The organism is Exiguobacterium acetylicum (assembly GCF_022170825.1).
Lineage (GTDB): Bacteria > Bacillota > Bacilli > Exiguobacteriales > Exiguobacteriaceae > Exiguobacterium_A > Exiguobacterium_A acetylicum_B.
On the sequence record NZ_CP081878.1, the window covers coordinates 1,978,382 to 1,992,288 of the forward strand.

The window sequence follows — 13,907 nt, forward strand, 5'->3', positions numbered from 1 at the left end:
CACCTCCAATTAGTCGTTCGAGAGGAGTTCAGTTAGCTTTTTCGCAAATCCGGCTTCATTGACTGACACGACAACACGCGCATCCTTTCCTAATGCTTGACCGAGAATCGTCCGGTCGGCGACTTCTAGGTAAGGAACTTGATAACTCGTACATTTATCTGTGACTTTCTTACGCGTGGCAGCCCCCGCATCTGCTGCTAAGAGAACAAGCTTCGCTTGCCCTCCTCGTACTTCTTTCAGTACGAGTTCTTCTCCAGTCGTCACTTTCCTAGCTCGATTCGCGAGACCGAGAAGGGATTCCCATTTACTCATGCGTACCTCCCGCGAGTTCTAGCAATTCATCGTATAAGGCATCTGTCGTCTTGACCTTCAAATGATGGTCGAGCGTCCGTTTTTTCTTCGCCGTCGCAATGACTGCCGCATCTTTTGATAAATAGGCACCCCGCCCATTCATCTTACCATTTAAATCGATGACGACCTCTTGTTCAGGTGTCCGGACGACACGAATTAATTCTTTTTTCGGTTTCATTTCTTGTGTGATGACACACTTTCGTAATGGTACCTTTTTTTGCACGAATTATTCCTCGCCTTCGACTTGGACCGCTTCTACTGTCGGCTCTTCCGTTGCGAAGACATCTTCGAGATCCATCGATTCTGCTTCAGACTCACTCTTGATGTCGATCTTCCATCCAGTCAATTTTGCTGCAAGACGCGCGTTTTGACCACGTTTCCCGATCGCAAGTGACAGTTGGAAATCTGGAACGACGACAATTGTTGCCTTCGCTGGTTCGTTGACATAAACAGCAACGACTTGAGCAGGGCTGAGTGCATTCGCGACATATTCTTTTGGATCATCCGAGTAACGAACGATATCGATTTTTTCTCCGTTCAGATCATTGACGATACGCTGAACACGTGCCCCTTTTTGTCCGACACATGCACCAACTGGATCGATGTCATCCGCTGCGACTGCGATTTTCGAGCGGTCGCCCGCCTCACGTGCAACAGATTTGACTTCGACTTCGCCACTTGAAATTTCCGGTACTTCGATTTCAAAGAGACGTTTTAAGAGACCTGGGTGTGTCCGTGATACGAGAATCGAGGCACCAGATCCTTTGACCATTGGATCAACTTTCGTGACGTACACTTTAATGCGATCACGAATCCCGAAACGTTCGTTCGGCATTTGCTCGTGTGTCGTCAAGACGGCTTCGATACCTTCTAAGTTCACGTACAAGTTCCGTGCATCTTGACGTTCGACGATACCCGTCATGATCTCATCTTCACGATCCGCGAAGTGATTGTAGATGCGTTCGCGTTCTGCTTCACGCATTTTTTGTGTGACGATCTGTTTTGCCGTTTGTGCTGCAACACGACCGAAGTCACCAGGCGTCACTTCGACTTTATGGAAATCGCCGAGTTCATACGTCGGATCGATTTCATGTGCTTCTTCGAGCGAGAGTTGCTCTTCTGGTTGCGTCAATCGTTCGACGACTTCCTTGAGCGCGAAGACACGAATATCTCCCGTTTGTTGGTCGAATTCGACTTTTACAGCCTCCGACTCTTTTCCGAAGTTACGTCGGTACGCTGAAATCAATGCCTGTTCGAGCGCATCGATGATGATGTTCTTGTCAATTTCTTTCTCTTTCGCGATTTGATTGATCGCCTCGAGTAACTGTGGTCCCATCGTTCTCTTCCTTTCCGTCAGAACATTACCGCAAGTCGCGCAAGTGCAATCTTGTCGACCGGTATCTCAATTTTCAATTTTCTTGTTTTGACACGCACTTCGATTTCAAGCATCTCAGGTGTATACGCGAGCAACGTTCCTTCGAATTCAACTGCATTCTTTACCGGATCGTGCGTCTTAATATACACATGTTTCCCAATCGCCTTTTCAAAGTCCTCGTCTTTCTTCAGTGGACGTTCCGCTCCTGGACTAGCGACGTCGAGGTAATACGGCTCGTCGATCGGATCATTGTCATTCAATGCTTCCGATAACTGTTCATTGATTTTGACGCAGTCTTCAAGATCTACGCCACCCTCTTTGTCGATGGAGACACGTAGGAACCAATCCGCCCCTTCTTTGACGAATTCAACGTCGACTAGCTCCATCCCCTCTCGTTCGACGATTGGTTTTGCGAGCGCTTCGACCTTTTCCGTTACGTTCGTCATCTTCATCCTCCTTCAAAAAACAAACAAGAAAGGAGCAGGTCCCCCTACTCCTTCCAAGTCGTAGTATAAAAAACATTTCCTCACTCAATATAGCATAGGAAAGCGCTCAAAGCAAGTGTTCCTAAGGGCTTACAAGTCGAACAACGATAGCTGATTCTCGTCTGGTAACCCTTCGAGACAACCTAGGTTGTCGAGTGTCTCGATGATGGTTTTCGACAACTTCGCTCGTTTTTGAAGGTCTTCCTTCGAGAGGAATTCGCCACCTTTACGTGCTTCGACGATTTGCTTCGCAGCGTTTGTCCCGAGACCTGTCACGGCATCAAACGGCGGTAACAACGTATCTCCATCAATCAAGAATTCTGATGCGCTCGAGCGATAGAGATCGACTTTTTGGAACGTAAAGCCACGTTCAATCATCTCGAGAGCGATTTCAAGGACTGTATACAATCCTTTATCCTTCGCCGTCGCTTCAAATCCTTTATCTTTGATATCTTGTAAGACTTTGCGAACGGCAGCAGAGCCTTTATTCATCGCTCCGATATCAAAGTCACCCGCACGAACCGTAAAGTACGAAGCATAGTAATACATCGGATGATGAACTTTATAGTAAGCAATCCGAACCGCCATCAAGACGTAAGCCGCAGCATGGGCTTTTGGGAACATGTACTTGATTTTCTTACAAGAATCGATATACCAGAGAGGTACGTCGTTCTCGATCATCGCCTCTTCCATATCAATCGAGAGTCCTTTTCCTTTACGGACCGACTCCATGATCTTAAAGGCGAGTGATGGTTCAAGACCGGCATAAATCAAGTAGACCATGATGTCATCTCGACAACCGATGACGTCTTTTAGCTCACATGTTCCGTTGTAGATCAGTTCACTGGCATTTCCGAGCCAGACATCCGTTCCGTGTGAGAGTCCAGAAATCTGAACGAGCTCCGAGAACGTCGTCGGTTTCGTCTCCTCTAACATTTGGCGAACGAACTTTGTTCCAAACTCCGGAATGCCGAGCGTTCCTGTTTTTGAATCGATCTGCTCTGGTGTCACACCGATCGATTCCGTCGAACTGAAGATTTTCATGACTTCTGGGTCATCAACGGGAATCGTCTTTGGGTCACGTCCTGATAAATCCTGTAGCATTCGAATCATCGTCGGGTCATCGTGACCGAGGATATCAAGTTTGAGTAAGTTATCGTGAATCGAGTGGAAATCAAAGTGTGTCGTCTTCCACTCAGAACCCATATCATCCGCCGGATACTGAATCGGACTGATATCATAGATATCCATGTAGTCCGGTACGACGATGATTCCGCCTGGGTGTTGTCCGGTTGTCCGTTTGACACCGGTGACACCGCTAACGAGACGATCGACTTCAGCATTCCGGTACGTCAACTCATTCTCTGACTGATACCCTTTGACATAGCCATATGCTGTTTTCTCGGCAATCGTTCCGATCGTTCCTGCACGATAGACGTAATCGTCACCGAACAGGACTTTCGTATAAGCGTGCGCTTGTGGCTGGTATTCTCCACTAAAGTTTAAGTCGATATCCGGTACTTTATCTCCTTTAAAGCCAAGGAACGTCTCAAACGGAATATCATGACCGTCTTTAAACAACGGGATATCACATTTTGAACAGGATTTATCCGGTAAATCGAATCCCGAACCGACAGAACCGTCATCGAAGAATTCTGATTCCTTACAATTCGGACAAACGTAATGCGGAGGTAATGGATTGACTTCCGTGATCTCCGTCATCGTCGCAACAAGACTTGATCCGACAGATCCCCGTGAACCAACCAAATAACCATCGTCGAGTGACTTTTTAACGAGCTTGTGTGAAATCAGATAGATGACGGCGAATCCGTGACCGATGATCGACTTCAACTCTTTTTCGAGTCGAGCTTCGACGATCTCGGGTAACGTGTCACCGTAAATCCGGTGTGCCATATCGTACGACAAGTTCCGGACTTCTTCATCTGCCCCTTCAATCTTCGGTGTATAGAGATCTTTTGGAATGATATCGATGTTCTCGAACTGTTCCGCAACGGCTTGACTATTCGTGATGACGAGACGTTCTGAGACATCTGGTCCGAGGAACTTGAAGTCATCCATCATTTCCTTCGTTGTCCGGAAATGTGCCGGCGGCAATTGTTTCCGCATGTTCAACATGTTCGCTCCACCTTGCGTCCGAATCAAAATCTCCCGGTACGTCGCGTCATGTTGATCGAGATAATGCACATTACCTGTCGCGACTGGTAAGATGTCATGTTCTTCCGCGACACGAATGATTTTTTTGATCAGTTCGCGCAGTTCGAGTTCATTCTGAACGATTTCCCGTTCGATCAAATGACCGTACATCGCCGGTGGCTGAATCTCGATGAAATCATAGAACTGCATCACTTTTGCAAGATCTTCGTCCGACTTGTTCAAGGCGGCATCAAACACTTCGCCATTATCGCAAGCTGATCCGATGATCAAGCCATCGCGATGTGCGACGAGCTGCGAACGTGGTGTTCGCACGACACGATGGACGTGTTTCGTATGAGCAAGCGAAATCAATTGGTATAAATTCTTCAAGCCGGTCCGGTTTTTCGCATAAACCGTCGCGTGATATGGTCGTGCCCGCGAGATGTCTTTTCCCATCTCCCGGTTGAGTGAGGCATGTGTCTTCATGTCGAACATCTCATCCGCCATTTGAAGCAACTTGACCATTAAATATCCTGTCGCCTCCGCGTCATAGATGGCGCGGTGATGCTGCGTCAATTCAATGTCAAATCGTTTCGCGAGCGTATTCAAGCGGTGATTTTTTAATGTCGGCATCAACACACGTGCTAGTTCTAATGTATCGATAACAGGTAAAAGTGACTCCTCGTGACCACCGGACCGTAGCGTCGCATTCAAGAATCCGATATCAAATGAGGCATTGTGGGCAACAAGAATCGAGTCGCCTGCCCAGTCCATGAATTCCTTGACGACTTGTTCGGGGTCTGGTTTTCCTCGAACCATATCATCAGTGATCCCTGTCAAATCAATCGTCGTCGCCGACAGGAGATGCTTCGGATCTGCAAATGCTTCGAATTTATCGATGATATCGCCATCGTGGATCTTGACGGCTGCGAGTTCGATGATCTTGTTGTACATCGCCGATAAACCAGTCGTCTCAACGTCAAAGACGACAAATGTTGCGTCGTCTAAATTTCGTTCCACCGGATGATAGGCGACTTGTACCCCATCATCGACGACGTTTGCTTCGATGCCGTATAGTACCTTGATATCGTTTTTCTTTCCGGCATAGTAAGCATCCGGAAAACTTTGGGCACCAGCATGATCGGTGATCGCAACAGCAGGGTGTCCCCACTTTGCTGCGCGTTCGACGTATTTCGTCACATTCATGACGGCGTCCATCTGGCTCATTTGTGAGTGCGCATGCAATTCGACACGCTTCTCACCTGCCCAAGGATCAGCAGGTGCTTCCATTTTCACTTCTGATAGTTGGGAAATCATCATACAAAGATCGCGCAGGAACGTATCGAACTCAACGCGACCTGCCGCTTGAATCCACATGCCTTTTTTGATGGCCGAGAGGATTTTGACGTCTGTTTCGTCACGCGCAAACATCTTGACGACGAGTGAGTCCGTATAGTCCGTCATCTTAAACGTAAAGATCGTCTTCCCGCTTCGTAGTTCACGACTTTCCGCAGAGAAAACGAGACCACGGATCGCAATCCGACGCTCTTCGTCCTGAATCGTCTTGATTGGAACAATCTCATCTTGAATCGGTTTCCCGATCCGAATGTCGACAGGACCTTCATCATCATCCCGCGTCTGTTCCCGTTTGAATTGCAACTCGAGCATCCGTTTTGCTTCTTCCATGTCTTCCTGCTTCACCTGATTGCGCAACGCTTCTTGTTTTGATTCGTTAATCTGAACAATCGGTTCACAGTTGAATTTCGGGAATCCGTAAGCACTGTAAAGTAACTGTAATTCACCACATAGGCTACTTTTCAAGAAACCTGCTTCCGGTTCGCTCCGGACTGGAATGAATAATTTCTGTTCTTTGAACTCTGGTAAGACACGTCCCAGTTGTGTGCGCATCGCTGATGAGACATCTGCGAGATCTTGTACGACATATGGCCAGTAATCATGATACATCCGCTCATCTGGACGACTGTCTGCGTATAGGATAATTTTGACTTCGGCAAATTGTTGATACCGACTGACTAAACGACTCGTGAAGAGTTGATAGACGTTTTGCGGCAAAACGTGTGGCAAGCGGATTTCAAATGTCCAGGTTGCCTTTGCTTTATTGACGCGAAGCTTCTCGAGAACTGCTTCGTGAAAGTATTCTTCGATGATACCGTTTGGTAATTCCAAGTCACTGAGTAACAGTGACATGCGTTGTTGTGTATCCACTCGCAATTGTGCTGTCTGATCGCTTCACACCGTGACAGCAACTCCTCCTCCTCTTGCGGATTGCCCAAGGGGCGAATGGGTGTGAGACAAGAAAACAGTCACTTTATGAAAAGTGACCGTCTCCATTCTTTATTCTAAACCTTCATAGAGTGAACGAACAGCCTCAACGACTTGTTCTTGTCCAATTTCTTCTGCATCGCCACCACGACGTGCTTTTAATTCAACGATTCCTTCTGCCGCTTTTTTCCCGACGTTCAAACGGACCGGTAGACCAATCAAATCCGCATCGGCGAACTTGACGCCTGCCCGTTCTTTCCGATCGTCAAGGAGGACGCTGAATCCTGCAGCTGTCAACTCACGGTACAATGTTTCTCCGAGCTCGAGTTGTTCTGCATTTTTACCGTTGACGACGATTAAATGAACATCGTATGGCGCGATCGCTTTTGGCCAAATGATTCCACGCTCATCATAATGTTGTTCGACGACTGCCGACAATGTCCGCGAGACACCAATGCCGTAACAACCCATGATGAGGGGTTGCGCTTTACCGCCCTCATCGAGGAACGTTGCTCCCATTCCTTCTGAGTAACGTGTTCCGAGTTTGAAGACTTGACCGACTTCGATGCCACGTGCGAATTTGACATTCCCGTTACCGTCTGGCGAGACGTCACCTTCTTCGACGAAGCGCAAGTCTGTATAGTCTGCTTCGAAATCACGGCTTGGATCGACATGGATATAATGTGTTTCCGCTTTGTTCGCACCACAGACCGCATTCGTCAAGGCACGGATTGCGTAATCAGCGACGATTTTCATGTCTGCCCCGATTGGTCCGAGTGTTCCAGGCGTCGAGTGAAGCGCTGCTTCAATCTCTTCATCACTCGCCATCGTGATATCAAGTGCACCGAGGTAGTTCTTCAACTTGATGTCATTGACTTCATGATCGCCACGAACAAGCGCCATGACAAGTCCTTGTTCCGTTTTAAAGATGACGGTCTTGATCGATTCGTTTGCTGGTAAGTTCAAGTGTGCACTGACTGCTTCAATCGTCTTCGCATCTGCCGTATGCACTTCTTCCAGCGCTTCTGGTGCTTTGTCTTGCTTCGTATAGGCATCGACTGATTCTGCCATTTCTAGGTTTGCTGCGTAATCCGACTGATCCGAATAGACGATCGTATCTTCGCCGATTGCCGCTAAAGCGTGGAACTCATGCGTTCCGCTACCACCGATTGCACCGGAGTCAGCGACGACCGGACGGAATTCAAGACCGACACGTGTGAAGATTCGCGAATACGTATCAAACATATTTTGATATTCTTCGTCTAAGCTTTCCTGTGACGAGTGGAAGGAATAGGCATCCTTCATGATGAACTCACGACCACGTAATAAACCAAAACGTGGGCGACGCTCGTCACGGTACTTCATTTGAATCTGGAAAAGGTTGACCGGCAACTTCTTATACGAGTTCAACTCATCACGGACGATTGATGTGATCAGTTCCTCGTGTGTCGCACCGAGTGCAAAACGACGATCGTGACGATCCGTTAGACGCATTAATTCAGGTCCATAGATATCCCAGCGCCCTGTCTCTTCCCAAAGTTCAGCTGGCTGAATCGCTGGCATGAGTAGTTCTTGTGCACCCGCTGCTTCTAATTCTTCGCGGATGATCGTCTCGATGTTTGCGAGAACTCGTTTCGCGAGTGGTAAATACGAATAGATCCCAGCGGCATTTTGACGCATGAATCCTGCACGAAGCAAGAGTTGGTGACTGATGGCTTCTGCATCAGATGGTACTTCACGCAACGTTGGCATGAATAGTTTCGATTGTTTCATAATGAGTCACGAACTCCTTTGACTGAGTGATTAATTAAAAGAACTTTTGAATGTCGTTCCAAGTGACGACGAGCATGAGTAACATTAAGAGCGCAAAACCGACGAAGTGAACCAATCCTTCTTTTTGAGGATCGACCGGTTTTCCGCGTAAAGCTTCAAGGAAGAGGAACAGCAATCGTCCTCCGTCAAGAGCTGGGAGTGGTAACAAGTTAAAGACCGCTAAGTTGACGGACAACAGTGCCGTCCATGTCAATAGCATCGAGAACCCACTATCTGCGACCTGATCAGTCATTTTGACGATTCCGACTGGCCCTGATAACTGATCGACACCAACGACACCAGTCACGAGATCTCCGACGGCACCAACGATAAGTGTCGACATCCGCCATGTTTCAGAGACACCGGTTTGGAGCGCCGTTCCGAATGATTTTTCTGTCTCATTCGTGACACCGATGATGCCGACTTTTTGTTCTCCTTGTTGTTGCACTTTAGGCGTGATTTCAGTTGTCGTTTCTTTCCCATCACGCTCATATTTTACTTCTGTCGCTTTCCCAGCACGGTCTTGGAATCCAGCACGTAAATCCGTCCATTTTGCTGTATCCTGTCCGTTGACCGAGACAATCCGGTCACCTTCAACAAGTCCTGCTTGATCAGCAGGTGAACCTTTTTGTACTGTTCCAATCACGCTTTCCCCTGTCGGAGAACCGTTATATAGTGCCAGACCGAATAGAATGACGAACGCGAGAACGAAGTTCATGAATGGTCCTGCAGCGATAGCAAGGACGCGTTTCCATACGGATTTCGATCCAAATGTACGATCGTACGGTGCGATTTGTGTCCGCGTCTGACCTTCAACGAGAAATGCTGTTGGTGAGACAGGATAGCGAACCGATGTCTCGTCCTGTAACCCAACGAGTTCGAGCTGACGCAGTAGGTCAATTCGTTCGACAGTGACGACTTGGTCGACTTGTGGCTGATCCGCATCGAAATAAATCGTCTCGATGACACCATCTTTTAACTGTAATCCGACAGTTTGACCTGACTTGATTTCAACGAGTTCAGGTTCTTCCCCCGCCATTTTGACGTAACCACCAATTGGCAATAGACGTACGGTATACAACGTCTCATTCTTAAACACTGAAAAAATCTTCGGTCCAAATCCAATCGCGAATTCCCGACAGAGAATACCTGCCCGCTTCGCCATTACGAGATGACCCCATTCATGGACGGCGACGAGTACACCGAACATCAGTACGATTGAAATAAAGGTCGTCATTACTTATCCCATCCTTAGTTAGCGAATGTAAGAGACGATACGAACTCACGCGCCCATCGATCGGCCGCAAGGATTTGATCCAAGGATGGCTCCTCGATAAGGTCGTGAGCTTGAAGCGCCGCCTCAACGCTCGCTTCGATTTCTAAAAAGCGAATGTCCCCTTTTAAAAAACGGTCCACTGCTTGTTCGTTCGCAGCATTGAGTACTGATGGCATCGAACCACCGGCTTGACCCGCTTCAAAAGCAAGTCGTAACAACGGATAGCGCTCGAATGAAGCATCAGCAAAGTGTAAGCGTCCGATTTCCTTTAAGTTTAACCGTTCTCCCCCTTGGATTTCAAGGCGAGACGGATATGTAAGAGCGTACTGAATCGGCTCCCGCATGTCTGGCATGCCAAGCTGAGCCATGACTGCCCCATCGTTGAACTCAACCATCGAGTGAATGATGGATTCCCGGTGGATGACGACATCAATATCCGTATAGTCGACATCAAATAACCAATGCGCTTCAATGACTTCGAACCCTTTGTTCATCATCGTCGCGGAATCAATCGTGATTTTTGCACCCATCGACCAGTTCGGATGCGCTAGTGCTTGTTCGACCGTCACGTCTGCCAGTTCTTCACGTGATTGATCGCGGAAGCTCCCGCCTGACGCCGTCAAGATGATTTGACGGACATCCTCACGTCGTTCCCCGTTCAAGCATTGGAAAATCGCAGCATGCTCACTATCGACTGGTAAAATCGTTACGTTTTTTTCGCGCGCGAGCTTCATGACAAGGTGCCCTGCCGTGACGAGTGTTTCTTTATTTGCTAGACCAATCGTTTTACCTGCCTCAATCGCTGCAAGCGTCGGACGTAGTCCAACGGCTCCGACGACCGCCGTAATGACCGTATCGACTTCTGGATGCGTCACGATCTCAAGCAGCCCTTCTGCGCCAATAACGATCGTTGGCTTGTATGTTAAATGACGTTCAAGTTCTTGCCGGGTCGTTTCATCTTGAACGCCAACAAGCATCGGTTGCAAACGGTTCAACCATGGTACAGCAACCGTCGTATTACGTCCAAATGCGAAACTCGTCAATTCAAAAAGATCAGGATTAGCCGCAATGACGTCAAGCGTTTGCGTACCAATCGATCCTGTCCCGCCGATGATACTGATTTTCTTCATATGAAGCGCCTCCTCAAGCAAAGATATCGAGTACGACGAGAACCGTAAAGACGATCATCATGCTGTCGAACCGATCTAAAATACCGCCATGACCTGGTAGCAACGTTCCAGAATCCTTTACACCATAATGGCGTTTATAGGCTGACTGGACCAAATCACCAAGTTGACCAACAACGGCAACGATGATAGCAAGTAGTATGACTTTTCCAAAACCAACTGTCGGTTCGATACTCTCGAACACGACACCGAGTAAGATGGCAAGCAATACGCCACCGACGGCGCCTTCGATCGTTTTGTTCGGGCTGATCGATGGCCATAATTTGCTCTTACCGAATCGTTTCCCGACGAAGTATGCTCCCGAATCCGTAAACCAGATTAAGAGAATGATCAACAGTGACCACGTTAATCCATGTTCAAGTAAACGAATATACGCGAATGATGCAAAGCCGACACCGACATAAACGGCAGTCAGCAATAAAAAGGCAACATCATCGAACGTAAAGACATTTTTCGAGAACACATTCCAAAAGAGACCGATCAATAAGATGATCATTGCCCAAGCGATTGGTGAAAGTCCGATTGGGAGTGTCCGATCAACTGCCTCTTCGTAGATACCGACGAATGGTAATAACGTACCGATCCCGAATAAAATCCGTGGAATCCGTGAGCCGCTCCATTGCCGCATCCGAACGAGCTCGGTGTAACCGAGAATCGTCAGTATTGCCATAAACGCTAAAAAGGGAAGTCCACCGATGTACAGAAGCGCCAAAAAGATGGCGCCTGCCCATATCCCTGTGATAATTCGAGTTTTCATAAGCTAGTTCCTCATTTAATCAGACGCCGCCGAACCGGCGTGTCCGTTGATTATAGTCTTCGATTGCTGCCAAGAAAGCATCTCGACGAAACTCTGGCCACAAGACATCTGTAAAATAAAACTCTGCATACGCTGCTTGCCAGAGTAAGAAGTTCGATAACCGCTGTTCTCCACTCGTCCGAATGACGAAATCGACATCGGTTACGGATCCTGTCATTAACTCGCGCTCGATCGTCTCCGGTGTAATCGCATCCGGTGACAATGATCCTGCCTGGACTTGGGCGCCCAGTTTTTGCATGACTTGAACGAGCTCATCGCGTCCTCCATAATTCAGAGCGAAAATCAGACGAAGTCCTGTATTGTGTTGCGTATCCAGTTTCGCTTGTTCAACTGCCTCGCGCGTGAAATGAGGGAGGCGTGATACTTCTCCTGCTACCTCGACCTTGACATTTTGCGCATCGAGCTCTTTTAAATCCGACTCTAAAAATTGTGCCGGTAGCTTCATTAGAAAACTCACTTCTTCTTCTGGGCGCGTCCAATTTTCCGTCGAGAAGGCATATAACGTCAAACTCTTAATGCCGAGTTCATTTGCAACCCGAACGACTTCACGAATTGATTTCATACCTTCGCGATGTCCCATGATACGCGGAAGTCCGCGTTTTTGTGCCCATCTACCGTTTCCGTCCATGATGATAGCAACGTGTTCAGGCACCCGTTCATAGGTTTCGGTTTCTTTCGTCTGATTCAACCATTGAAACATCCGCACTTCCTCCTCTCTCAATTATGAAGAAAGGGACTCTTCGTGTGACAAAGAGTCCCCCCCATGACGATCCGTTGCGTCATACTTCCATGATTTCTTGTTCTTTTTCCGTTGCCGTCTGATCAAGTTGTTTGACGAACTTGTCTGTCAACGTCTGAACATCTTCTGTGTATCCACGCAGATCATCTTCTGTCAATGCACCATCTTTTTCTTGTTTCTTTAACTGCTCGTTCGTATCACGACGAATGTTACGGAGGGCAACTTTACCTTCTTCCGTATACTTCTTGACGAGTTTGACGAGTTCCTTCCGGCGCTCTTCCGTTAGTGGCGGAATCGCCAGACGGATGACCGTACCATCAGATGACGGTGCAAGACCAAGATCAGCACGTTGAATTGCTTTTTCAATCTCGCTGACCATCGATTTATCCCAAGGAGTGATCAAAATCAAACGTGCTTCTGGTGTGTTGACGTTCGCCACTTGATTGAGTGGTGTTGGCGAACCGTAGTATTCGACTTGAACAGGATCTAAAATCGCAACGTTTGCACGCCCTGCACGAAGTGTCGCAAGTTCCTTCTTAAGTGAAAGATGTGCTTTTTCCATCCGTTCTTCGGCTTGTTTTAAGATTTCTTTTGACATATTATTTCCCCCTTACGATTGTCCCGATTTCGTCACCGATGACGACGCGTTTGATGTTGCCTTCTTCCATCAACGAGAAGACGATGAGCGGGATGTCATTGTCCATACAAAGTGATGTTGCTGTAGAATCCATGACTTGAAGTCCATCTTTTAAGACATCCAAGTAAGAGAGCGTTTCGAATTTCTTCGCTTCTGGATCAACGTTCGGGTCAGCTGAGTACACACCATCGACGTTGTTCTTCGCCATCAAGATGACCTCTGCTTCGATTTCTGCTGCACGAAGGGCAGCCGTCGTATCAGTCGAGAAGTATGGGTTCCCTGTTCCTGCTGCAAAGATGACAACGCGTCCCTTTTCAAGATGACGCATCGCACGGCGGCGGATATAAGGTTCTGCTACTTGGCGCATTTCGATCGATGTTTGAACGCGTGTCTCGACACCTACGTCTTCTAAACTGTCTTGAAGCGCAAGCGAGTTCATGACTGTCGCTAGCATCCCCATATAATCGGCGTTGGCCCGGTCCATCCCAAGTTCTGCACCTGTTTTGCCACGCCAAATGTTTCCAGCTCCGACGACGACCGCTACTTCAACGTTCAGTTCAACTAATTCGCGAATCTGTTCCGAGATAGATTTGACGATGACAGGATTGATCCCAAACCCTTGATCTCCTGCGAGCGCTTCTCCGCTCAATTTTAACACAATCCGGTTATATTTCGGTTGCATGACTATGTCCCCCTTGCTAAATTCCGTAAAAAAGGAACACGAACCACTTCCACACGAAAGTGGATTGAAGCATACGTGTTCCTTCTCTTGTCATCAGGATGATCCCGAT

12 protein-coding genes are annotated in these 13,907 nt (G+C 47.8%); all 12 read right to left on the reverse strand.

The features are described 5' to 3' along the window. Positions 1-9: 9 nt before the first annotated feature. The 12 genes from K6T22_RS10510 to pyrH all read right to left on the reverse strand — a co-directional run bounded on the left by K6T22_RS10510 (position 10) and on the right by pyrH (position 13,798). A complete protein-coding gene (locus tag K6T22_RS10510; protein WP_023468681.1) occupies positions 10-312 on the reverse strand; it encodes a YlxQ family RNA-binding protein in 303 nt (100 codons plus the stop codon). Beyond that, on the reverse strand, positions 305-574 hold the full coding sequence (gene rnpM, locus K6T22_RS10515) for an RNase P modulator RnpM (protein WP_082318558.1): 270 nt from the start codon (positions 572-574) through the stop codon (positions 305-307). The genes K6T22_RS10510 and rnpM overlap by 8 nt, the downstream gene beginning before the upstream one ends. Before the next feature lie 3 nt (positions 575-577). Then, the gene (gene nusA / locus K6T22_RS10520; protein ID WP_053453765.1) at positions 578-1,687 is read right to left on the reverse strand and encodes a transcription termination factor NusA; all 1,110 of its coding nucleotides are present in this window, start codon (positions 1,685-1,687) and stop codon (positions 578-580) included. A 17-nt stretch (positions 1,688-1,704) separates the two neighbouring features. Continuing rightward, positions 1,705-2,172, reverse strand: a complete 468-nt coding sequence (gene rimP / locus K6T22_RS10525; RefSeq protein ID WP_238237021.1) for a ribosome maturation factor RimP — start codon at positions 2,170-2,172, stop codon at positions 1,705-1,707. A gap of 129 nt (positions 2,173-2,301) precedes the next feature. Next, on the reverse strand, positions 2,302-6,573 hold the full coding sequence (locus K6T22_RS10530; protein ID WP_238240101.1) for a PolC-type DNA polymerase III: 4,272 nt from the start codon (positions 6,571-6,573) through the stop codon (positions 2,302-2,304). Positions 6,574-6,720: 147 nt separating this feature from the next. Next, entirely contained in the window at positions 6,721-8,421 is a 1,701-nt protein-coding gene (locus K6T22_RS10535; RefSeq protein WP_238237022.1) for a proline--tRNA ligase, read from the reverse strand. 34 nt (positions 8,422-8,455) lie between these two features. Continuing rightward, on the reverse strand, positions 8,456-9,697 hold the full coding sequence (gene rseP / locus K6T22_RS10540) for an RIP metalloprotease RseP (RefSeq protein ID WP_214727217.1): 1,242 nt from the start codon (positions 9,695-9,697) through the stop codon (positions 8,456-8,458). A 14-nt stretch (positions 9,698-9,711) separates the two neighbouring features. After that, complete coding sequence (locus K6T22_RS10545; protein ID WP_238237023.1) at positions 9,712-10,866, reverse strand: 1-deoxy-D-xylulose-5-phosphate reductoisomerase; 1,155 nt, start codon at positions 10,864-10,866, stop codon at positions 9,712-9,714. Positions 10,867-10,879: 13 nt separating this feature from the next. Continuing rightward, a complete protein-coding gene (locus K6T22_RS10550) occupies positions 10,880-11,680 on the reverse strand; it encodes a phosphatidate cytidylyltransferase (RefSeq protein WP_238237024.1) in 801 nt (266 codons plus the stop codon). A 19-nt stretch (positions 11,681-11,699) separates the two neighbouring features. Next, positions 11,700-12,440, reverse strand: coding sequence for an undecaprenyl pyrophosphate synthase (locus K6T22_RS10555; protein WP_238237025.1), 741 nt, complete (start codon positions 12,438-12,440; stop codon positions 11,700-11,702). 79 nt (positions 12,441-12,519) lie between these two features. Further along, a complete protein-coding gene (gene frr / locus K6T22_RS10560) occupies positions 12,520-13,077 on the reverse strand; it encodes a ribosome recycling factor (RefSeq protein ID WP_023468691.1) in 558 nt (185 codons plus the stop codon). Position 13,078: 1 nt separating this feature from the next. Further along, a complete protein-coding gene (gene pyrH / locus K6T22_RS10565) occupies positions 13,079-13,798 on the reverse strand; it encodes a UMP kinase (protein WP_029342047.1) in 720 nt (239 codons plus the stop codon). Positions 13,799-13,907 lie beyond the last annotated feature (109 nt).

Bases quoted from the DNA above. Each gene is read 5' to 3' on its own strand.
- K6T22_RS10510 (WP_023468681.1), bottom strand. From the start codon at position 312: ATGAGTAAATGGGAATCCCTTCTCGGTCTCGCGAATCGAGCTAGGAAA.
- nusA (WP_053453765.1), bottom strand. From the start codon at position 1,687: ATGGGACCACAGTTACTCGAGGCGATCAATCAAATCGCGAAAGAGAAA.
- rimP (WP_238237021.1), bottom strand. From the start codon at position 2,172: ATGACGAACGTAACGGAAAAGGTCGAAGCGCTCGCAAAACCAATCGTC.
- K6T22_RS10530 (WP_238240101.1), bottom strand. From the start codon at position 6,573: ATGTCACTGTTACTCAGTGACTTGGAATTACCAAACGGTATCATCGAA.
- K6T22_RS10535 (WP_238237022.1), bottom strand. From the start codon at position 8,421: ATGAAACAATCGAAACTATTCATGCCAACGTTGCGTGAAGTACCATCT.
- rseP (WP_214727217.1), bottom strand. From the start codon at position 9,697: ATGACGACCTTTATTTCAATCGTACTGATGTTCGGTGTACTCGTCGCC.
- K6T22_RS10545 (WP_238237023.1), bottom strand. From the start codon at position 10,866: ATGAAGAAAATCAGTATCATCGGCGGGACAGGATCGATTGGTACGCAA.
- K6T22_RS10550 (WP_238237024.1), bottom strand. From the start codon at position 11,680: ATGAAAACTCGAATTATCACAGGGATATGGGCAGGCGCCATCTTTTTG.
- K6T22_RS10555 (WP_238237025.1), bottom strand. From the start codon at position 12,440: ATGTTTCAATGGTTGAATCAGACGAAAGAAACCGAAACCTATGAACGG.
- frr (WP_023468691.1), bottom strand. From the start codon at position 13,077: ATGTCAAAAGAAATCTTAAAACAAGCCGAAGAACGGATGGAAAAAGCA.
- pyrH (WP_029342047.1), bottom strand. From the start codon at position 13,798: ATGCAACCGAAATATAACCGGATTGTGTTAAAATTGAGCGGAGAAGCG.